Origin of the sequence: Kosakonia sp. HypNH10 (assembly GCF_029850615.1) — a bacterium.
GTDB classification, from domain to species: Bacteria; Pseudomonadota; Gammaproteobacteria; order Enterobacterales; family Enterobacteriaceae; genus Kosakonia; species Kosakonia cowanii.
In genome coordinates, this window is the sequence record NZ_JAOTIU010000013.1 from 1 (window position 1) to 21,615 (window position 21,615).

A 21,615-nucleotide genomic window follows, 5' to 3' on the forward strand; every position below is an offset into this window, starting at 1 on the left:
TCCGACTTAACGTCGCTGCAAGCTGTTGTTTGCTTAGCGCCGTGTCGATGGAGGCGCATTATAGGGAGTTCTCCGCACCCCGCAATAGAAAAATGACATAAAAATGACTGACTGCTGCATTCCACAGCAAAAGCCGCCCTTATACGCATTTACACACAGAGTTATCCACAAAGCGCCAAAAGTGGAAAAATTCCCGAGCGTTGCGCAAACGTTTTCGTTACAATGCCCGCGCAAAATTAATCCGCCCTGCCTGGGGTGTTAGCTGAATCTTCCCATAATAAAGAAGCGAAAATTCAGCTAACGCTCTCTGTTAAAGTCAAATCCAGGGGATTTACCATGCAACAACGTCGTCCAGTCCGCCGCGCCCTGCTCAGTGTTTCTGATAAGGCCGGTATCGTCGAATTCGCCCAGGCGCTCTCCCAGCGTGGCGTCGAACTGCTCTCTACCGGCGGAACCGCTCGCCTACTGGCAGATAAAGGCCTGCCGGTGACCGAAGTCTCCGACTACACCGGTTTCCCGGAAATGATGGATGGACGCGTAAAAACCCTGCACCCGAAAGTGCACGGCGGCATTCTCGGCCGTCGCGGCCAGGACGATGACATCATGGCGCAGCACGCCATCGCCCCAATCGACATGGTGGTGGTTAACCTCTACCCCTTCGCCCAGACCGTTGCCCGTGAAGGGTGCTCGCTGGAAGACGCCGTTGAGAATATCGATATCGGCGGCCCGACCATGGTGCGCTCCGCCGCGAAGAACCATAAAGATGTCGCCATCGTGGTTAAGAGCAGCGACTACACCACCATCGTTAATGAAATGGATGCCAACGACGGCTCGCTGACGCTGGAGACCCGTTTCGACCTCGCGATCAAAGCCTTTGAGCACACCGCCGCTTACGACAGCATGATCGCCAACTACTTCGGCAGCCTGGTGCCCGCTTATCATGGCGAGAGCAAAGAGCCAGCCGGTCGCTTCCCGCGCACGCTGAACCTCAACTTTATTAAGAAGCAGGACATGCGCTACGGTGAAAACAGCCACCAGCACGCTGCCTTCTATATAGAAGAAGAGATCAAAGAGGCTTCCGTTGCCACCGCGCAGCAGCTGCAGGGCAAAGCGCTCTCCTATAACAACATCGCCGACACCGACGCGGCGCTGGAGTGCGTGAAAGAGTTTGATGAACCCGCCTGCGTGATTGTGAAACACGCCAACCCGTGCGGTGTCGCCGTCGGCGGTTCAATTCTTGATGCGTACGATCGCGCTTATAAAACCGACCCGACCTCAGCGTTCGGCGGCATTATCGCTTTCAACCGCGAGCTGGATGCTGAAACGGCGCAGGCCATTATCTCCCGCCAGTTTGTGGAAGTGATTATCGCCCCGTCTGCCACTAAGGAAGCGCTGAGCATTACCGCCGCCAAACAGAATGTCCGCGTGCTGGTCTGCGGCCAGTGGGCAGCGCGCGTGCCGGGTCTCGATTTCAAACGCGTCAATGGTGGCCTGCTGGTTCAGGATCGCGATCTGGGCATGGTGACCACCAATGAGCTGCGCGTGGTCAGCAAGCGCCAGCCGACCGAGCAGGAGCTGCGCGATGCGCTGTTCTGCTGGAAAGTGGCGAAGTTCGTTAAGTCCAACGCCATCGTCTACGCCAAAGAGAACATGACCATCGGTATTGGCGCAGGCCAGATGAGCCGCGTCTACTCGGCGAAGATCGCCGGTATCAAAGCCGCAGACGAAGGGCTGGAAGTGAAAGGTTCGGCAATGGCCTCTGACGCCTTCTTCCCTTTCCGTGACGGTATTGATGCCGCCGCCGCTGTCGGTGTGAGCTGCGTTATCCAGCCGGGCGGATCTATCCGCGATGACGAAGTGATTGCCGCCGCCGACGAGCACGGCATCGCGATGATCTTCACCGACATGCGTCACTTCCGCCATTAATCCACGGAGCAGAGAATGAAAGTATTAGTGATTGGTAACGGCGGGCGTGAACACGCGCTGGCCTGGAAAGCGGCCCAGTCTGCGCGGGTTGAAACTGTCTTTGTCGCACCGGGTAACGCCGGCACGGCGCTGGAGCCGACGCTGCAAAACGTGGCGATTAGCGCAACGGATATCCCGGCGCTGGTCAATTTCGCCCAAAGCGAGAAGATCGATCTGACCATCGTTGGCCCGGAAGCGCCGCTGGTGATTGGCGTGGTTGATGCCTTTCGCGCACAGGGGCTGAAAATTTTTGGCCCGACCCAAGGCGCGGCACAGCTGGAGGGCTCCAAAGCCTTCACCAAAGATTTCCTCGCCCGCCACAACATTCCGACGGCGGAGTACCAGAACTTTACCGAGGTAGAGCCTGCGCTGGCTTATCTGCGCGAGAAAGGCGCGCCGATTGTCATCAAAGCGGACGGACTGGCAGCCGGTAAAGGGGTGATCGTCGCCATGACGCTGGAAGAGGCGGAAGCGGCGGTCCACGATATGCTGGCCGGTAACGCCTTTGGCGATGCGGGTCATCGCATTGTGATTGAGGAGTTTCTCGACGGTGAAGAGGCGAGCTTTATTGTCATGGTCGACGGCGAGCATGTGCTGCCGATGGCGACCAGCCAGGATCACAAACGCGTCGGCGACGGCGATACCGGCCCGAATACCGGCGGTATGGGCGCGTACTCCCCGGCTCCAGTGGTGACCGATGAAGTCCACCAGCGGGCAATGGACCAAGTTATCTGGCCAACCGTGCGCGGCATGGCGGCAGAAGGGAATACCTACACCGGTTTCCTCTATGCCGGGCTGATGATCGATAAGCAGGGCAACCCGAAGGTTATCGAGTTCAACTGCCGCTTTGGCGACCCCGAGACGCAGCCGATTATGTTGCGTTTGCAGTCGGACCTGGTGGAACTCTGCCTGGCAGCCTGTGACGGCAAGCTGGATGAGAAAGTCTCGAAATGGGATGCGCGCGCGTCGCTTGGTGTGGTGATGGCTGCCGGAGGCTATCCGGGCAACTATCGCAATGGGGATCAGATCCACGGCCTGCCGTTAGAAGAGGTTGCGGACGGGAAAGTGTTCCACGCCGGTACCACGCTTGCTGACGATGATAGGGTGCTGACCAACGGCGGACGCGTGCTGTGCGTGACTGCGCTTGGCGACACCGTTGCCGAAGCGCAGCAGCGCGCTTATGCGTTGATGACCGATATCCACTGGGATGGCAGCTTTAGCCGCAGCGATATTGGTTACCGCGCGATTGCCCGCGAACAGGGCAGCAAGTAATACGCGATCCACGGCCGGGTAGGATTTTGCTTACCCGGCGTTCAGAAGTCGAATTGCCGGATGGCGCTGCGCTTATCCGGCCTACAAAACCATGCCGTGGTCATTGCCGGATGGCGCTGCGCTTATCCGGCCTACAAAACCGTGCCGTGATCATTGCCGGGTGGCGCTTCGCTCACCCGGCCTGCGGAACACACCTCACTGTCGTGAAAGCGCTTTTCGTAGGCCCGATAAGGCATCGCCGCCATCGGGCAACGCACCGACGACGCTAACGCTAAAAGTTCTTCTCTGTCGGCTGCCAGTGACAGAAATCCTCATTCGCCACCAGCAACAGCTGCGCCCCTTCCGGCGCTTCCAGCCACGCCACGCTCACCGCCAGCGAAGAACGGCTCTGGCGCTGCGCAATATGGTTTAACGCCCACGTATCCAGCTCTGGCTTCACGGTTTGCCCTTCGCAGGTCTGCACCGTGTTATTTGCCTGCCAGCGCCCCTGACGCAGTACAACCCTTCCCTGACGCAGCGCATCGCTGGTCTGGCGGATCTGTTCGGCGCGGTAGCGGTAAAGCGCAACCTGGTCGCTGGAGAGCTGCTGCTTCTGGCCGTTCACTTCGCGCTGCATAAAGCTCAGCTCGCCGCGATCGTCAAAACGCACGCGAATATGCTCAGGCGGATTAGCGTAAATATTGAGTTCGATAAGGGTTAGCGCATCGCCTTGCCAGCGATACTCAGCTAAAGAGGTGTTCCCGCGATGCCACGGGCTAAATGCGGAGAGCAGGTGGGTCTCACCGCCTGAATCTTTACGCCAGATGCGTATTGCGCCCTGATCGCCGGCGAAACCGCTGGCGGTAAAGGGCGGCAATGACGAATCGTGGCTACAGGCGGCAAGCAGCAGTGCGCCAGCCAGCAAAAGCGGGCGACGCCAGTATGACAAAAGGGGCGTTACCGCCCCTTCGACAAAACTGTTCACTGCCATGCTGTCTTACTTAACAGCGTCTTTCAGTGCTTTACCAGAAACAAATGCCGGCACGTTAGCTGCGGCGATTTTGATTTCTTTACCGGTCTGCGGGTTGCGGCCAGTACGCTCAGCGCGGTGGTTCACCTTGAAAGTGCCGAAACCAACCAGTTGTACCGCATCGCCTTCTTTCAGAGACTCAGTAATGGCAGCCAGGGTGGATTCCAGTGCAGCTTTCGCTTGCGCTTTAGACAGATCAGCCTTGTCTGCAATTACATCAATCAGTTGAGTCTTGTTCATAAGTTATCCTTTCAATGTGTTTATCGCTTGCTAAGCATCGAGTGCGACGGAAATGCCTCAAAAGCACTCTCCTGCATACACGCACCGATAGCCACTTTTTTTCGCCCCCCAAATGTAGACCAGACGGGGGTCAGAAGGGAAGCCTTCAGGCGCGACAAAACAGGCCTTAAATCACGTTTTATTGTCTCATTGCTGCAAATTTATACCGATATTACTCTCGCCAGCCTCGCGCAGGTCCGCGCGCAAGCCTTTGATCAGGTCAATGTCGCGCTCTTCGCAGGCGGCCAAAAGGCGGAAAATTTCCCACTGAATATCCCACTCCTGCTCTACAGCGGGGTTGAGACCCAGCTCTTCATCGGTCATTTCGCGGCCCTGCTGCGTCATTTCCAGCATCGCCACGGTGGTGATCGAGGTCTTGCTGACCTCAATGGCGTGTTCCAGCGTTTCACCGCTCAGACGCGAATGAATCAACTCGCTCAGCGCTACACAGGCGTCAATCGCCGGGTAGACACCGTAGAGATCGTAATCCTCTGCGGCGGGGATCCCCTCTTCCAGCTTCTCAAGCTGGCTGTCGAAATTGACCTTCGCATCTTTGACGGTCTCTGTTTCCCACACCAGGTCAAGGATACGGCGATAGAGCTGCGCATCGCCAAAGCCGGTCTGGCGGCAGAACAGCGCATAGTTGGGGTACATGCGCTCGCACAGGCAGGCCATGAAAACAACGTGCTGCCAGCTTTCCTGCTTTTCCAGTCGCAGATGAATCGGGTTTTGTAACATGATCGCTTCTCAAAAACGGTAATGCGCCGCAGTTTACCCGATATCGCGCTGAATTGCCTGCCATCGCGCAAAGGCGGGGCGCCCCGACGCCACGGCGTCTGCCCAGCGCGTTGGCTCCGGCAAGCGGTAGCCCTTCATGCAGCGCTGAACCCACGCCAGCGCAGTATCCTGGCTGACGCGATGACCGGTAGCGACGAAGAGCGGATTACAGCGCGCTTTGCTGCGCCATACCCACGCCAGTTGTTCGCCTTTATCCATCAGCGGCGACAGCGCGCCGGGCTCATCGGCCAGCGGTTCGAACTTGCCGCACAGCCGTTTTTTCGCCACGCCGATGGTCGGCACATCCACCAGCAGGCCAAAGTGGCTGGCAACGCCAAGGCGACGCGGATGGGAGATCCCATGCCCGTCGACAAAGAGTAAATCGGGTTTTTGCGACAGCATCTCCCACGCCGCCAGCAGCGCGGGATACTCACGAAAAGAAAGGAAGCCGGGAATATAGGGCATGGTGGTGGCGATACGCGCCACCTGATACTCAACCAGTTCCAGCGAAGGCCAGGTGAGCAATACCATTGCCGCCCGCGTCACTTCGCCACCCTGCTCGAAACCGACATCCGCCCCGCCGATCAACGTCGGCGGATCTTTATCAAGACGATCCTCACGGATCACGGAAGAGGCCAGTTCAAGTTGTTGTGCGCGTAGCGACGCGAGATCCATATTTGCTCCTTATTGATGCCAGGGGGCCGACAGACGGTGAACCGCCTCGACAAATACTCCTGCATGTTCCGGCGGGACATCCTGGTGGATGCCGTGACCGAGGTTAAATACATGGCCTTCGCCTTTGCCAAAGCCAGAGAGAATTGTAGACACTTCTTCCTCAATGCGTGCGGGCGGCGCATAAAGCATAGAGGGATCCATGTTGCCCTGCAGCGCCACTTTGTCGCCAACGCGACGGCGCGCATCGCCAATATCGGTGGTCCAGTCGAGGCCGAGCGCGTCGCAGCCGGTCGCCGCCATCGCTTCCAGCCACTGGCCGCCACCTTTGGTAAACAGGGTCACCGGCACGCGACGCCCTTCGTTTTCACGCAGCAGGCCATCGACGATTTTATGCATGTAGTAGAGCGAGAACTGCTGGTAGTCGCGCCCGGTCAGCACGCCGCCCCAGGTGTCGAAAATCATCACCGACTGCGCGCCAGCGCGGATCTGCGCGTTGAGATAAGACGTCACGCTCTGCGCCAGCTTATCCAGCAGCGCATGCAGCACCAGCGGCTCGGCGTACATCATCTTTTTGATTTTAGTGAACGCCTTGCTGCTGCCGCCTTCAATCATGTAGGTCGCCAGCGTCCACGGGCTGCCAGAAAAACCAATCAGCGGCACTTCGCCTTTCAGTTCACGGCGGATGGTGCGCACGGCGTTCATCACGTAACCCAGCTCATCTTCCGGGTCCGGCACTGGCAGCTTGTCCACATCCGCTTTACAGGTGATGGGGTGGCTAAAACGCGGCCCTTCACCGGCTTCGAAATAGAGCCCCAGCCCCATCGCGTCCGGCACTGTCAGGATATCGGAGAAGAGGATCGCCGCATCCAGCTTGTAGCGGCGCAGGGGTTGCATCGTTACTTCACAGGCCAGCTCTGCATTGCGGCACAGCGACATAAAATCGCCGGCCTGCGCACGGGTTGCCTTATATTCCGGCAAATAGCGGCCTGCCTGGCGCATCATCCATACCGGCGTCATATCTACTGGCTGGCGCTGAAGCGCGCGCAGGTAACGATCGTTTTTCAGTTCGGTCATTGTCAGTTCCTCAAGCGTCAGGCCGCCAGTATATACACCTTATTCGCTCTCTGCCCGACACATCGCCACGGTATCCTCGATCAGGCGGCGCGCGACGGTACCCGGCGGCGGAAGCAGCGGCAGGTCGTCATAGCGATACCAGCCGGCATCAATCAGCTCTTTGGTATCAATGACGATCTCACCGCTCTCATACTCGGCCATAAAGGCAGTCATTAATGATTGCGGGAAGGGCCACGGCTGGGAGGTGACATAACGCAGGTTCTTGATTTTAATCCCGCTCTCCTCCATCACCTCGCGCGCTACCGCCTGCTCCAGCGTCTCGCCGACTTCAACAAATCCGGCCAGCACGGTATACACACCATTACGATGACGCGTATGCTGGGCAAGTAGCAGGCTGTCATCGCGGCGAATAGCGACAATGATGCAGGGAGCAATTTGTGGATAGTAACGTTCCCGGCAGTGGTCGCAGAGCATCGCCCACTCGGTTTTGCTGGGGTGCATGGTGTGCCCACAGTAACCGCAAAACTTATGCGAGCGGTAAAACTCGGCCAGCTGCACGCCGCGCCCGGCTAACTGGAACAGCGCGGTATCCTGATCGATCAGTAAACGTACCGATCCCATCTCGCTGGAGCGCTGCTGGCGCACAAGCCAGACGCTCTCTCCCTGCCATTCGCCGATAATTTGCGCGGGTTGACCCGCAAGATCGAAATTTCCTGCCTCTCCATGTGGTAATTCTCCAGCGGGCAACCATAATTTTTGTTCATGGCTGACTATCCACCAGCCACGGTGATGAGCTTCAAGAGTTTGTACCATTGCGCGACCTTAGCTTCACTGGCATGTTATTAACATTATTATTACATCATTTTTAATCTTACATTTTGCGGAGTCATTTATGCTGAACCAGTTAGAAAGCCTGACAGAACGACTGGGGGGAAGTAACAAGCTTATCGATTTCTGGCTCAACGAACGTAAGCAGTTGCTTATCTCCTATTACAATCTGGTGGGAATCAAGCCGGGCAAAGGGTCGTACATGCAGCTTAACGAAAAAGCGCTGGATGATTTTTGCCATAACCTGGTTGAATACCTTTCCGCCGGTCATTTCACTATTTATGAACGCATCATCAATGAAATGGAAGGCGCCAGCCCACTTTTAGCGGCGACTCAGCTCTACCCGCAGCTTGAAGCCAATACCGTTGAAATCATGAAACATTATGATTCCAGCCTCGAACAGTCCATCGATGATGACAACTGCATGGAGTTCCAGCAGGCTCTCTCAGACATCGGTGAAGCGCTGGCGGCGCGTTTTACGCTGGAAGATCAGCTGATCACGCTGGCGTTCGATAACCACCTCAGCGAAAGCGCCAATGATGAAACCGGGATGGCGCGCCCGGCTTGAGTTCTTAAGCATTAACGCGTAGTTTAAAAACAGTCCCCCGCTTCGGGCGGGGGTTTTTCTTGTCGGAGTGCCACTCTTTTACACCCACGCTTTCTGAAAGCTGACGTGTAAAAAGGCTGAGACCGTTAATTCGGGATCCGCGGAACCTGATCAGGCTAATACCTGCGAAGGGAACAAGAGTAATCCATCCACCACACCACCCTTACGGGCGGTTTGCTGCCATTACTCCATCCGTCGTCTGACAAGCCATCTCCTTTGACACTGGAATGAGCTATGTCTACTACTCAATATTCACGCCGTGAACAACGCGCCCAGGCGCAACACTTTATCGATACGCTGGAAGGCACCGCTTTCCCCAACTCCCGCCGCATCTACCTCACCGGCTCACAGCCCGATATTCGCGTGCCAATGCGCGAAATTCAGCTTAGCCCGACGCTTGTCGGCGGCTCAAAAACTGACCCGCAGTATGAAGAGAACGAAGCGGTCCCGGTGTATGACACCTCCGGCCCGTATGGCGATCCGGCGATTGCCATTGATGTGCAGCAGGGTCTGGCTAAGCTGCGCGCGGCGTGGATTGCCGCCCGCGATGACAGCGAAGAGCTGGATCATCGCAGCTCGGCTTATACCAACCAACGCCTGGCGGATGACGGCCTTGATGCGCTGCGTTTTAACGGCCTGCTGACGCCGCGCCGCGCCAAAGCGGGTAAATGTGTGACGCAGCTGCACTACGCCCGGTTGGGCATCATCACCCCCGAAATGGAATTTATCGCCCTGCGCGAAAACATGGGGCGTGAGCGCATTCGCAGTGAAGTATTGCGTCGCCAGCATCCGGGCGAAGGGTTTGGCGCGCGGCTGCCGGAGAACATTACGCCGGAGTTTGTCCGCGCTGAAGTGGCGGCCGGCCGGGCCATTATTCCCGCCAACATCAATCACCCGGAGTCGGAGCCGATGATCATTGGCCGCAACTTTCTGGTGAAGGTAAACGCCAATATCGGTAACTCTGCCGTCACCTCATCAATTGAAGAAGAAGTAGAGAAGCTGGTGTGGTCTACCCGCTGGGGCGCGGATACGGTGATGGATCTCTCTACCGGTCGCTATATTCATGAAACCCGCGAGTGGATCCTGCGCAACAGCCCGGTGCCGATCGGCACTGTACCGATCTACCAGGCGCTGGAGAAGGTCAACGGGATCGCTGAAGATCTCAGCTGGTCGGTATTCCGCGACACCCTGCTGGAGCAGGCGGAACAGGGAGTCGACTACTTCACCATCCACGCCGGTGTGCTGCTGCGCTATGTGCCAATGACCGCGCAGCGCCTGACGGGCATTGTTTCGCGCGGCGGCTCGATCATGGCGAAGTGGTGTCTCTCCCATCACGAAGAGAACTTTCTCTACACCCACTTCCGCGAGATCTGCGAAATCTGCGCGGCTTACGATGTCTCTTTGTCACTCGGCGATGGCCTGCGCCCGGGATCGATTCAGGATGCTAATGACGAAGCGCAATTTGCCGAGCTGCATACGCTCGGGGAACTGACCAAAATCGCCTGGGAGTATGACGTGCAGGTGATGATTGAAGGCCCCGGTCACGTGCCGATGCAGATGATCCGCCGCAATATGACCGAGGAGCTTGAGAGCTGTCACGAAGCGCCCTTCTACACCCTTGGGCCGCTCACCACCGATATCGCGCCGGGCTATGACCACTTCACCTCCGGCATCGGCGCGGCAATGATTGGCTGGTTTGGCTGCGCGATGCTCTGCTATGTCACGCCGAAAGAGCACCTCGGCTTGCCGAACAAAGAGGATGTTAAACAGGGGCTGATTACCTACAAAATTGCCGCCCACGCCGCGGATCTGGCCAAAGGCCATCCTGGTGCGCAGATCCGCGATAATGCGATGTCGAAAGCGCGATTTGAGTTCCGCTGGGAAGATCAGTTTAACCTCGCCCTCGACCCCTTCACCGCCCGCGCCTATCACGATGAAACCCTGCCGCAGGAGTCCGGCAAAGTGGCGCACTTCTGCTCGATGTGCGGGCCGAAATTCTGCTCGATGAAGATTTCGCAGGAGGTGCGTGACTACGCCGCCGCGCAGACCATCGATGCGGGCATGGCGGATAAAGCCAGCGACTTCCGCGCCCGCGGCGGGGAGATCTACCTGAAACAGGAGGAGGCGTAATGTACCAGCCTGATTTCCCGCCGGTGCCATTTCGCCTCGGTCTCTACCCGGTGGTCGATAGCGTGGAGTGGATCGCCCGCCTGCTGGATGCAGGTGTGCGCACCCTGCAACTGCGCATCAAAGATAAGCGCGAAGAAGAGGTGGAAGCGGATGTGATAGCCGCCATTGCCCTGGCTCGCCGTTACAACGCGCGGCTATTTATCAATGATTACTGGCAGCTGGCGATCAAACACCAGGCCTACGGCGTGCATCTCGGTCAGGAAGATCTTGCTACTACCGACTTAGGCGCTATTCGCCAGGCTGGGCTGCGGCTCGGCCTCTCAACCCATGACGATATGGAGATTGACGTCGCGCTGGCGGCACGCCCCTCCTATATCGCCCTGGGTCACGTTTTCCCGACGCAAACCAAGCAGATGCCCTCCGCTCCGCAGGGGCTGGCAACGCTTACGCGCCACATTGCGCGGCTCGGAGATTACCCGACGGTAGCGATTGGCGGTATCAGCCTTGCGCGCGCGCCAGAGGTGCTGGCAACGGGCGTCGGCAGCATTGCCGTGGTCAGCGCCATTACCCAGGCGGATGAGTGGCAGCAGGCCACGCGGCAGCTGCTGGATCTCGTGGGGGTGGGCGATGAATGATCACGACTTTATGCGCTACAGCCGCCAGATCTTGCTGGAGGAGATCGCCATCGCCGGGCAGCAGAAGCTGCTCGACAGCCGGATATTGATTGTCGGCCTTGGCGGTCTTGGCGCGCCGGCCGCCGCCTACCTGGCGGGCGCGGGTGTCGGCATGCTGGTGCTGGCGGATGATGACGCCGTACACCTGAGCAACCTGCAACGGCAGATCCTCTTTACCTCGCGGGATATTAATCAGCCCAAAGCCACGGTGACGGCAGAGCGGCTGCATCAGCTCAACCCGGAGATTGAACTGGTCTCCCTCTCACAGCGGCTCAGCGGCGACGCGCTGCTTGAAGAGGTGTCACGCGCCGATGTGGTGCTCGATTGCAGCGATAACATGCAGACCCGTCAGGCGATTAACGCCGCCTGCGTGGCGCGTAATACGCCGCTGGTCTCCGCCAGTGCCGTCGGTTTTGGCGGTCAGCTGCTGGTGCTCACCCCGCCCTGGGAGCAGGGCTGCTACCGCTGCTTGTGGCCCGATGAGCGCGAACCGGAACGCAACTGCCGCACTGCGGGCATTGTCGGCCCGGTGGTCGGCATTATGGGGGCGATGCAGGCACTGGAAGCGATCAAGCTGTTAACCGGCATGCAGGCGGCGCAGGGAGAGCTGCGGCTGTTTGACGCCCGCACCAACCTGTGGCGCACCCTCGCATTGCAGCGCGCCAGTGCCTGCCCGGTCTGCGGAGGGCACCATGCAAATACGCGTTAATGACGAACCGATGACCTGCGCACAGGCGCTCAGCGTTGCCGATCTGCTTAAGGAGCTTGAGCAGTTAAAGCCGGGCGTCGCGCTGGCGCTAAACGAGGCGATTTTGCCGCGCGAGCGCTGGGAAGAACAACAGTTGCAGGATGGCGATCGCATCCTGCTGTTTCAGGTTATCGCAGGGGGTTGAGATGTTACGTATTGCAGATAAAACTTTTTCCTCACGCCTCTTTACTGGCACGGGGAAATTCGCCACGCCGCAGCTGATGGTGGAGTCGATTCAGGCGGCGGGCAGCGAGCTGGTGACGCTGGCAATGAAGCGGGTCGATTTACGCCAGCGCAATGACGCCATTTTGCAGCCGCTGATTGACGCAGGCGTCACACTATTGCCGAACACCTCCGGCGCGAAAAATGCCGAAGAGGCGATCTTTGCCGCCCAGCTGGCGCGGGAAGCGTTGGGCACACACTGGCTGAAGCTGGAGATCCACCCCGATGCGCGCTGGCTGCTGCCGGATCCTATCGAAACCCTGCGCGCGGCGGAGAAGCTGGTGCAGAGCGGGTTTGTGGTGCTGCCCTACTGCGGCGCAGATCCGGTGTTATGCAAACGGCTGGAAGAGGTGGGATGCGCCGCGGTGATGCCGCTCGGCGCGCCGATTGGCTCGAATCAGGGGCTGGAGACCCGCGCCATGCTGGAGATCATCATTGAGCAGGCCACTGTTCCGGTGGTGGTGGATGCCGGCATCGGCGCGCCAAGCCACGCCGCACTGGCGCTGGAGATGGGCGCGGACGCGGTGCTGGTCAATACCGCCATCGCCGTCGCGGACGATCCGGTCGCCATGGCGCGCGCGTTTCGCCTGGCGGTGGAAGCCGGGGCGCTGGCGCGCCGCGCCGTACCGGGCGCTCGCCAACATTACGCCGCGGCCACCAGCCCGCTGACCGGCTTTCTGGAGACGTTGCAATGAACACCTTTACCGACCGCTGGCGGCAACTGAACTGGGATGATATCCGCCTGCGTATTCACAGCAAGACCACCGCCGACGTCGAGCGCGCGCTTAACGCCCGGCAAGTGACCCGCGACGATATGATGGCCCTGCTCTCCCCGGCGGCTAGCGAGCTGCTGGAGCTTCTGGCGCAGAAAGCGCAGCGCCTGACCCGCCAGCGCTTTGGCAACACCGTCAGTTTTTATGTCCCGCTCTATCTGTCGAATCTCTGCGCCAATGACTGCACCTATTGCGGTTTCTCCATGAGCAACCATTTGAAGCGCAAAACGCTGGATGGGGAGGAGATCGCCCGCGAGTGTTCTGCCCTGCGTGAACTGGGGTTTGAGCATCTGCTATTGGTCACCGGCGAGCATCAGGGAAAAGTGGGTATGGACTATTTTCGCCGCCATTTCCCTGCTATTCGCCGCCAGTTCGCCTCATTGCAGATGGAAGTGCAGCCGCTCTCCGAAGAGGAGTATCGCGAGCTAAAAGGGCTCGGGCTGGATGGCGTGATGGTCTACCAGGAGACCTACCATGAGGCGCAATATGCCCGGCATCATCTGCGGGGCAAAAAGCAGGACTTTTTCTGGCGGCTGGAGACACCGGATCGTCTTGGCCGTGCGGGGATCGACAAGATCGGCCTTGGCGCGCTGATGGGGTTATCCGATAGCTGGCGCGTCGACTGCTATATGGTGGCGGAACATCTGCTCTGGTTACAGCAACACTACTGGCAGAGCCGCTACTCGGTGTCGTTTCCTCGCCTGCGCCCCTGCGCGGGCGGGATCGAACCGGCGTCAATCATGGACGAGAAACAACTGGTGCAGACCATTTGTGCATTTCGCCTGCTGGCACCGGATACCGAGCTGTCGTTGTCGACGCGGGAATCGCCGCACTTTCGCGATCATGTTATCCCGCTCGCTATCAACAATGTCAGTGCGTTTTCTAAAACGCAGCCCGGCGGCTATGCCGACGATCACCCGGAGCTGGAGCAGTTCTCGCCCCATGATGGACGTCGCCCGCAGGCGGTCGCCGATGCGCTGATCGCCCGCGGGCTGCAACCGGTGTGGAAAGACTGGGATAGCTGGCTGGGACGTGTGCCGCAAAAAAAGAGTAATACGCTGATAAACGGTTAATTTTCTTTCGGCCTGTTACGTAAAGTGAAATTCGGGCGCTGGCACGAAAGCGCCCGCTACGGCAACCTTGCTTCGTCAGCGTACACTGACCGGAGCGGGCGCCGTTCCCCTCTCCCGCTCCGCCCCCCTTCGGCACGTACGCTGCTTATCGCGCTGGAAAACAGCGTGGCCTGCGGTGCTGATGCAAGGAGTGAAACGAAGTAATGTCAGGTTGTAACCGGTTTCACATTCGCTGCCCTTTCTTTGTGATGCCAGACACACAATCACCGTAAAGCGGTTGTTGAAGTCAACGCCGACGGATAATTATCAATTATCCCATCAACACCGAGGCTGACTATGAAAAACATCGTTCTATGCTGTGCAGCAGGTATGTCCACCAGCATGTTGGTGCAACGAATGAAAGACGCGGCGCAAAAGAAAGGCGTCGAGGTCACTATCAAAGCGGTTCCTGTTGCGGACTTTAAAGATGAGATTGCAACGGCAGATATCGTGTTGCTGGGGCCGCAGGTGAAGTATGAGCAGGCAAAACTGCAGGCGCAGGCCGAGCCGCTGGGCAAGAAGGTGGCGGTGATCGATATGATGGATTACGGCATGATGAAAGGCGATGTCGTACTGGAAAAAGCCCTTAAGCTGCTGGAGTGAGCGCGTGGAAGAGTTAGAAACCATCATTATGGAACTGCTGGTCAACGCCGGTGCGGCGCGCAGCCAGGCACTGACCGCGCTGCAGATGGCGCGCAAAGGCGATTTCGACGACGCGGAAAAAGCGATGGAGGAGTCACGCGAATTTGTTAAAGCGGCGCATAAGATCCAGACCCAGCTAATCGGCCTGGACGAAGGCACCGGCAAACTGCCGGTCAACCTGATTACCGTTCATTCGCAGGACCACCTGATGAACGCGATGGTCATCCAGGATCTGGCCGACGACCTGATTGAGATCTACCGCAGGCTTCCGCCGCGCGGGTAATATTCGCTTCAGCACCTGTTTAGACGCCCGCTTTACCGGGCGTTTTTTATTGCTGCCAAAACGGTGAGGTGTTTTCCGCGCCGTTTTATGGCACAACATGGCATTCGCCAATCGTAATCACCGCCGCAGGTGCCTGATGCCCGCCATTCCCGTTCCGTTTTATACCCTCTCCCTGCTGCTGATGCTGCTGGCAAAGGTCTGGCTGCAACGCCCTTCCGGCTATCGCACCCTCGCCACCTTTATCACCGGCTGCGCGCTGCTGGTGCTGATGACGGCGCTGCGCTGGCAATTTGATGCGCTGATCTTCCGACAACTACAGTCGATGCTGGCAATTGCGCTGCCACCGCTGGCATGGCGCTGTTTTGCCCGCGCCACCGATCAAAGCCGTACCTCTGAACGCCTTGCCTCACTGCTGCCACCTGCCAGCGCGCTGGCGCTGAACCTGATTGCGCCAATCTCTACCGACTTTGTTCTGATGCTGCTCTACATCGGTTACGGCGGCGCACTAATTTGGACCGCTTATCGCGGCGCGGATGCCTTTATCCTGACGCGGTTAACGGATGCGCACAGCACCCCGGTAATGGCCTTTCTCGCCGGGGCGTTTCTCTGCTTTAGCGGCCTGACCGATCTGGCGATTATGCTCGACTTCGCCTGGTATGACGGCTTGCAGGCACCGCGCCTCGTCGCCCTCTCGCAGGCGATACTGCTGCCGTTTATCTGCCTCGCCATTCTCTACAGCGGCAAGAAAATCCCCGCCGCTGATGAAACACCGCTCATACCGCCAGCCGACGTACCAAGCGTGGAGGTGGACAGCGATCTGCTGACGCTCTGCGAAAAGCTGGAGGCGCGCCTTACTGAACAGCAGCTGTTTCTCAATAGCGACCTGACGCTCGATCTGCTGGCGAGAAAATGGGTGATCCCGGCTCGCCAGATTTCACGCGCCGTCAATGCGGTGCGCGGTTGCAACGTCTCACAGTGGATTAACGGCTTTCGCATTCACTACGCCCAACACCTGCTGCTCACCACCGACGCGCCCGTCACCAGCATCATGCTGGACGCTGGCTTTGCCACCAAATCCAACTTCAACCGCGAGTTTGTGCGTATCAGCGGCGTGAGCCCGACGGAGTTTCGCCGCGCGGTGGGTAATCCAGCGCCTGCTGCAGAAAAGCCGTGATCTTGTCGCTAAGCCGCTGATGAATGTCAGCCCGGCTTAGCGCACCGCCATCCTCACACACAATCCCTTCGCCCGGATCCTGCGCCTCAATCAATGCTTTCGCGCCAGGCTTGCAGAGCTGCATAAAGCTGAAGTGGGTTGCGCCCGTAACGCTTTGTGACTGCTGCTTTGCAGCCGGAATGTAGTGTTGCAGATAGCCGGACTCCAGCCGGGCAGGTAACTCATCGCTGTCGGCCTGCGCGGAGAGGATCAGCACCGGCACATTCAGTTGCGCGAGGCTCTCCGGCGTGAAACCGCGCGCCAGCCCCAAATCCAGCGAAACAACGGCTTTGATCAGCGGCTCGCGCTGGCTCTCCATCAACGGCGCGGATGCCTCAGGACGATTGATGCCGAAGGTCGGGATCAGCTTACAGCCCGCCAGCACGGGATGGCTTTTACAATCCGTCTGGAAACGTCCGGCATCGAAGCGCGCACCTGCCAGCTCCATTACCGTCCAGCCCCCCAGCGAGTGGCCGATCGCGGCGATGCGCCGGGTGTCTACCAGGCCAGCAATAGCAGGATCGCCAATCAGGTCATTCATTACGCGGCGCAAATCACGTGGCCGCTGCCAGAGCTGCCAGGCATCCTGCTGCGCTTTATTGCGGGTGGTGGTGCCCGGATGATCGGGCGCGGCGACGATATACCCCTGCGCCGCCATGCGTTGCGCCAGCCAGTTCAGGTTGCGCCAGTTGCCGCCGTACCCGTGTGAGAGCAGCAATAAGGGATGTTTGCCGGTTGCGGGCTGTGCGTTACGCAGTGCCGGTGTGCCGACAAAAACCGGGTTGTCACCCACCGTTTCCGGGGTGCCGGTTTGTGTAGTGGGATACCAGACGGCGACATCGAGCGGGCGGGCTTTATCCTCTTGCAGATGCAGCTGGCGGAAGGCGGTGTCGGCATGGGTTATGCCGCTCAGAAGGAGTGTAAAAGAGAGAATCACTGTGCGTAAGGACATCATGCGTTCCTGATGGGTTAACAGAACGCTGAGTGTGCCCGTCCCTTGTGCGGCGGGCGTCCTGAAACGCGATCGAGGACCGGTTTAGCGGATTTCGGGCATAAAAAAACCCGCCGAAGCGGGTTTTTAGGACGAGAAACGATTACTCGTTGTCGGAACCACCCAGACCTGCGTTCAGCAGTTCTGCAAGGCTCGCGGACGCGTCTTCCGCAGTTACCTGCGGTGCTGCCGGCAGTTCGCCAGCGGCGCGACGGCGCATACGATCCTGGTGGTACGCATAACCGGTACCGGCCGGGATCAGACGACCCACGATAACGTTCTCTTTCAGACCGCGCAGTTCGTCGCGTTTGCCTGCAACGGCTGCTTCGGTAAGCACACGAGTTGTCTCCTGGAACGATGCCGCGGAGATGAAGGACTCGGTCGCCAGAGACGCTTTGGTGATACCCAGCAGATCGCGTGCATAGGTTGCACTGATTTTGCCGTTCGATTCGAGATCGCGGTTAGCAATCTTGACGCGAGAGTATTCAACCTGCTCGCCTTCCAGGAACTCGGAGCTGCCCGCGTTCACGATGGTGGCTTTACGCAGCATCTGACGAACGATAACTTCGATGTGCTTATCGTTGATCTTAACGCCCTGCAGACGGTAAACGTCCTGTACTTCGTTGGTGATATAACGCGTTACCGCGTGTACGCCACGAAGACGCAGAATGTCGTGCGGTGCTTCCGGACCGTCGGAAACCACGTCACCACGTTCTACACGTTCACCTTCAAACACGTTGAGCTGACGCCATTTCGGGATCATCTCTTCGTACGGATCGCTACCGTCAACCGGCGTGATCACCAGACGGCGTTTCCCTTTGGTCTCTTTACCGAAGGAGATGATACCGCTGATTTCAGCCAGGATTGCCGGCTCTTTCGGACGACGTGCTTCGAACAGATCCGCAACGCGCGGCAGACCACCGGTAATATCCTTGGTACCGCCGGATTCCTGCGGAATACGTGCCAGGGTGTCACCGGAGCTGATCTGTACGCCATCTTCCAGCTGAACAATCGCTTTACCCGGCAGGAAGTACTGGGCAGGCATATCGGTGCCTGGGATCAGTACGTCGTTGCCATTGGCATCAACGATTTTCAGTGCCGGACGCAGGTCTTTACCGCCAGCGGTACGCTCTGCAGAGTCCAGAACCACCAGCGAAGAGAGACCGGTCAGTTCGTCGGTCTGGCGGGTAATCGTCTGACCATCGATCATGTCGGTGAAGCGGATGAAACCAGCCACTTCGGTGATTACCGGCATGGTGTGCGGATCCCAGTTTGCAACGGTTTCGCCGCCAGCAACCTGCTCGCCATCACCCTTCGCCATCACCGCACCGTAAGGCACTTTATAGCTCTCTTTGGTACGACCGAATTCGTCGATCAGTTTCAGCTCAGTGTTACGGGAGGTGACCACCAGCTTACCGCTGGAGTTAACAACCGACTTCGCATTGCTCAGACGGATGCTACCTTTGTTTTTCACCTGGATGCTGGATTCAGCAGCCGCACGCGATGCCGCACCACCGATGTGGAACGTACGCATCGTCAGCTGTGTACCCGGCTCACCGATGGACTGTGCTGCGATAACGCCGATTGCTTCACCTTTGTTGATGATGTGGCCACGCGCCAGGTCACGACCATAGCAGTGGGCGCACACACCAAAGTCGGTGTCGCAGGATACAACGGAACGCACTTTAACGGAGTCGACAGAGTTCGCTTCCAGCAGGTCACACCACTGTTCGTGCAGCAGCGTGTTGCGCGGAACCAGAATGTCTGCGGTGCCCGGCTTCAGAATGTCTTCAGCGGTCACACGACCCAGAACGCGATCGCGCAGCGGCTCTTTAACGTCGCCACCTTCGATAACCGGCGTCATGGTGATCCCTTCGAGGGTGCCACAATCGTCTTCGGTTACAACCAGATCCTGTGCCACGTCAACCAGACGACGGGTCAGGTAACCGGAGTTCGCGGTTTTCAGTGCGGTATCCGCCAGACCTTTACGCGCACCGTGCGTGGAGATGAAGTACTGGAGTACGTTCAGACCTTCACGGAAGTTCGCGGTGATCGGCGTTTCGATGATGGAGCCATCCGGCTTCGCCATCAGACCACGCATACCAGCAAGCTGACGAATCTGGGCTGCAGAACCACGCGCACCGGAGTCGGCCATCATGTAGATGCTGTTAAAGGAAACCTGCTGCTCTTCAACGCCGTCACGGTTAATAACGGTTTCAGTCTGCAGGTTATCCATCATCGCTTTGGATACGCGATCGTTCGCCGCGGCCCAAATATCGATAACTTTGTTATAGCGTTCGCCCGCGGTTACCAGACCAGACTGGAACTGCTCCTGGATCTCAGCAACTTCGGCTTCCGCTTCAGAGATGATCTCGTGTTTCTTCTCCGGGATGACCATGTCATCGATACCAACGGATGCACCTGAACGCGCTGCATAAGCAAAGCCGGTGTACATCGTCTGGTCAGCGAAGATAACGGTCGGCTTCAGACCCAGAATGCGGTAACAGGTGTTCAGCATTTTGGAGATCGCTTTCTTGCCCAGCGCCTGGTTGACGATGGAGAAAGGCAGACCTTTCGGTACGATCATCCACAAAATGGCACGGCCAACGGTCGTGTCTTTCAGGCTGGTGGTCGCAACGAACTCGCCGTTAGCATCTTTTTCATATTCGGTGATACGCACTTTAACGCGCGCATGCAGAGAGGCCAGGCCAGCGCGGTAAATACGCTCAGCTTCTTTCGGGCCAGTCAGCACCATGCCTTCGCCTTTGGCGTTAACACAGTCACGGGTCATGTAGTACAGACCCAGTACAACGTCCTGAGACGGAACGATGATTGGTTCGCCGTTCGCCGGAGACAGGATGTTGTTGGTAGACATCATCAGCGCACGCGCTTCCAGCTGGGCTTCCAGCGTCAGCGGTACGTGAACAGCCATCTGGTCACCATCGAAGTCGGCGTTGTATGCCGCACAAACCAGCGGGTGCAGCTGGATCGCTTTACCTTCGATCAGTACCGGTTCAAACGCCTGGATACCCAGACGGTGCAGTGTTGGTGCACGGTTCAGCAGTACCGGGTGTTCGCGGATAACTTCGTCCAGGATATCCCAAACGACAGCTTCTTCGCGCTCAACCATTTTCTTCGCGGCTTTGATGGTGGTGGCGAGGCCACGCAGTTCCAGCTTGCCGTAAATGAACGGTTTGAACAGCTCCAGCGCCATTTTCTTCGGCAGACCGCACTGATGCAGACGCAGGTATGGACCTACGGTGATTACAGAACGACCGGAGTAGTCAACACGCTTACCGAGCAGGTTCTGACGGAAACGACCCTGCTTACCTTTGATCATATCGGCCAAAGATTTCAGCGGACGCTTGTTGGAACCGGTGATCGCACGACCGCGACGGCCGTTATCCAGCAGGGCGTCGACCGCTTCCTGCAGCATACGTTTTTCGTTGCGTACGATGATGTCCGGCGCCGCCAGATCCAGCAGACGTTTCAGACGGTTGTTACGGTTGATCACGCGACGGTACAGATCGTTCAGATCCGACGTTGCGAAACGACCACCGTCCAGCGGAACCAGCGGACGCAGGTCCGGCGGCAGCACTGGCAGAACGGTCAGGATCATCCACTCCGGCTTGTTACCAGACTGTACGAACGCTTCCAGCAGCTTGATACGCTTGGTCAGCTTCTTACGTTTGGTTTCGGAGTTGGTTTCGTTCAGCTCTTCGCGCAGCTGTTCGCACTCTTGCTCCAGATCCATGCTTTTCAGCAGGGCCTGGATCGCTTCGGCGCCCATCTTCGCGTCAAATTCGTCACCGAACTCTTCCAGCGCGTCCAGATACTGCTCTTCAGTCAGAATCTGGTTACGTTCCAGGTTGGTCATCCCACCTTCGATAACCACATAGGATTCGAAGTAGAGAACGCGTTCGATATCACGCAGCGGCATATCCAGCAGCAGACCGATACGGGACGGCAGTGATTTCAGGAACCAGATGTGCGCGGTCGGGGAAGCCAGTTCGATGTGGCCCATGCGCTCACGACGCACTTTGGTCTGGGTCACTTCAACGCCGCACTTCTCACAGATCACACCGCGGTGTTTCAGGCGCTTGTACTTACCGCACAGGCACTCGTAATCTTTTACTGGCCCGAAAATACGCGCACAGAAAAGGCCGTCACGCTCAGGTTTGAACGTACGGTAGTTGATGGTTTCTGGCTTCTTAACTTCACCAAAAGACCATGAACGGATCATGTCTGGCGAAGCCAGAGCAATTTTGATCGCATCAAACTCTTCGGTTTTAGTTTGCGCTTTCAGAAACTTTAATAAGTCTTTCACGGATTTGCTCCCGT

General features: G+C 58.1%; 20 protein-coding genes and 1 riboswitch. Of the genes, 12 read left to right on the plus strand and 8 right to left on the minus strand.

The genetic code is table 11. The annotated features are described in order from the left end of the window. Positions 1 to 336 precede the first annotated feature (336 nt). Both purH and purD read left to right on the plus strand, forming a co-directional pair. The gene (gene purH, locus N7V53_RS21840) at positions 337 to 1,926 is read left to right on the plus strand and encodes a bifunctional phosphoribosylaminoimidazolecarboxamide formyltransferase/IMP cyclohydrolase (RefSeq protein WP_279794926.1); all 1,590 of its coding nucleotides are present in this window, start codon (positions 337 to 339) and stop codon (positions 1,924 to 1,926) included. A gap of 15 nt (positions 1,927 to 1,941) precedes the next feature. Beyond that, a complete protein-coding gene (gene purD, locus N7V53_RS21845; RefSeq protein ID WP_279794927.1) occupies positions 1,942 to 3,237 on the plus strand; it encodes a phosphoribosylamine--glycine ligase in 1,296 nt (431 codons plus the stop codon). Positions 3,238 to 3,508: 271 nt separating this feature from the next. On the opposite strand, the gene N7V53_RS21850 is transcribed toward purD, so the two are convergent. The 6 genes from N7V53_RS21850 to nudC form a co-directional block, all read right to left on the minus strand. After that, a complete protein-coding gene (locus N7V53_RS21850; RefSeq protein ID WP_279794929.1) occupies positions 3,509 to 4,207 on the minus strand; it encodes a DUF1481 domain-containing protein in 699 nt (232 codons plus the stop codon). Positions 4,208 to 4,213: 6 nt separating this feature from the next. After that, positions 4,214 to 4,486, minus strand: a complete 273-nt coding sequence (hupA, locus tag N7V53_RS21855) for a nucleoid-associated protein HU-alpha (RefSeq protein WP_002884342.1) — start codon at positions 4,484 to 4,486, stop codon at positions 4,214 to 4,216. Between the two features lie 186 nt (positions 4,487 to 4,672). After that, a complete protein-coding gene (locus N7V53_RS21860; protein WP_023479398.1) occupies positions 4,673 to 5,263 on the minus strand; it encodes a YjaG family protein in 591 nt (196 codons plus the stop codon). Positions 5,264 to 5,296: 33 nt separating this feature from the next. Then, positions 5,297 to 5,977, minus strand: a complete 681-nt coding sequence (gene nfi / locus N7V53_RS21865) for a deoxyribonuclease V (RefSeq protein WP_034812663.1) — start codon at positions 5,975 to 5,977, stop codon at positions 5,297 to 5,299. A 9-nt stretch (positions 5,978 to 5,986) separates the two neighbouring features. Then, positions 5,987 to 7,051 carry a uroporphyrinogen decarboxylase gene (gene hemE, locus N7V53_RS21870; protein ID WP_023479397.1) on the minus strand — a complete coding sequence of 355 codons (1,065 nt, stop codon included), beginning with the start codon at positions 7,049 to 7,051 and terminating at the stop codon, positions 5,987 to 5,989. Between the two features lie 39 nt (positions 7,052 to 7,090). Then, complete coding sequence (gene nudC / locus N7V53_RS21875) at positions 7,091 to 7,864, minus strand: NAD(+) diphosphatase (protein WP_279794931.1); 774 nt, start codon at positions 7,862 to 7,864, stop codon at positions 7,091 to 7,093. 79 nt (positions 7,865 to 7,943) lie between these two features. On the opposite strand from nudC, the gene N7V53_RS21880 reads away from it, so the two are divergent. The 10 genes from N7V53_RS21880 to N7V53_RS21925 all read left to right on the plus strand — a co-directional run bounded on the left by N7V53_RS21880 (position 7,944) and on the right by N7V53_RS21925 (position 16,244). Next, positions 7,944 to 8,447 carry an Rsd/AlgQ family anti-sigma factor gene (locus tag N7V53_RS21880; protein WP_023479394.1) on the plus strand — a complete coding sequence of 168 codons (504 nt, stop codon included), beginning with the start codon at positions 7,944 to 7,946 and terminating at the stop codon, positions 8,445 to 8,447. Positions 8,448 to 8,500: 53 nt separating this feature from the next. Beyond that, positions 8,501 to 8,637, plus strand: a riboswitch (TPP riboswitch). Between the two features lie 83 nt (positions 8,638 to 8,720). Then, positions 8,721 to 10,616, plus strand: a complete 1,896-nt coding sequence (thiC, locus tag N7V53_RS21885; protein ID WP_279794934.1) for a phosphomethylpyrimidine synthase ThiC — start codon at positions 8,721 to 8,723, stop codon at positions 10,614 to 10,616. After that, positions 10,616 to 11,251, plus strand: a complete 636-nt coding sequence (thiE, locus tag N7V53_RS21890; RefSeq protein WP_279794936.1) for a thiamine phosphate synthase — start codon at positions 10,616 to 10,618, stop codon at positions 11,249 to 11,251. The genes thiC and thiE overlap by 1 nt, the downstream gene beginning before the upstream one ends. Beyond that, on the plus strand, positions 11,244 to 11,999 hold the full coding sequence (locus N7V53_RS21895; RefSeq protein ID WP_279794938.1) for a HesA/MoeB/ThiF family protein: 756 nt from the start codon (positions 11,244 to 11,246) through the stop codon (positions 11,997 to 11,999). Before thiE ends, N7V53_RS21895 begins: the two co-directional genes overlap by 8 nt. Continuing rightward, on the plus strand, positions 11,983 to 12,183 hold the full coding sequence (gene thiS / locus N7V53_RS21900) for a sulfur carrier protein ThiS (protein WP_139967053.1): 201 nt from the start codon (positions 11,983 to 11,985) through the stop codon (positions 12,181 to 12,183). Before N7V53_RS21895 ends, thiS begins: the two co-directional genes overlap by 17 nt. A gap of 1 nt (position 12,184) precedes the next feature. Further along, positions 12,185 to 12,955 (plus strand): thiazole synthase, encoded by a 771-nt coding sequence (gene thiG / locus N7V53_RS21905; protein ID WP_279794939.1) that lies wholly within the window; start codon positions 12,185 to 12,187, stop codon positions 12,953 to 12,955. Continuing rightward, positions 12,952 to 14,106, plus strand: coding sequence for a 2-iminoacetate synthase ThiH (gene thiH / locus N7V53_RS21910; RefSeq protein WP_279794940.1), 1,155 nt, complete (start codon positions 12,952 to 12,954; stop codon positions 14,104 to 14,106). Before thiG ends, thiH begins: the two co-directional genes overlap by 4 nt. Before the next feature lie 336 nt (positions 14,107 to 14,442). Then, a complete protein-coding gene (locus N7V53_RS21915) occupies positions 14,443 to 14,748 on the plus strand; it encodes a PTS sugar transporter subunit IIB (protein WP_023479403.1) in 306 nt (101 codons plus the stop codon). Between the two features lie 4 nt (positions 14,749 to 14,752). After that, positions 14,753 to 15,070 carry a PTS lactose/cellobiose transporter subunit IIA gene (locus tag N7V53_RS21920; RefSeq protein ID WP_124970758.1) on the plus strand — a complete coding sequence of 106 codons (318 nt, stop codon included), beginning with the start codon at positions 14,753 to 14,755 and terminating at the stop codon, positions 15,068 to 15,070. Between the two features lie 136 nt (positions 15,071 to 15,206). Further along, positions 15,207 to 16,244, plus strand: coding sequence for a helix-turn-helix domain-containing protein (locus tag N7V53_RS21925; protein ID WP_279794941.1), 1,038 nt, complete (start codon positions 15,207 to 15,209; stop codon positions 16,242 to 16,244). On the opposite strand, the gene N7V53_RS21930 is transcribed toward N7V53_RS21925, so the two are convergent. Together N7V53_RS21930 and rpoC are read right to left on the minus strand one after the other, a co-directional pair. Continuing rightward, entirely contained in the window at positions 16,174 to 17,235 is a 1,062-nt protein-coding gene (locus N7V53_RS21930) for an alpha/beta fold hydrolase (protein ID WP_279794942.1), read from the minus strand. The genes N7V53_RS21925 and N7V53_RS21930 overlap by 71 nt on opposite strands. Positions 17,236 to 17,377: 142 nt before the next feature. Further along, on the minus strand, positions 17,378 to 21,601 hold the full coding sequence (gene rpoC / locus N7V53_RS21935) for a DNA-directed RNA polymerase subunit beta' (protein ID WP_023479382.1): 4,224 nt from the start codon (positions 21,599 to 21,601) through the stop codon (positions 17,378 to 17,380). Positions 21,602 to 21,615: the final 14 nt, after the last annotated feature.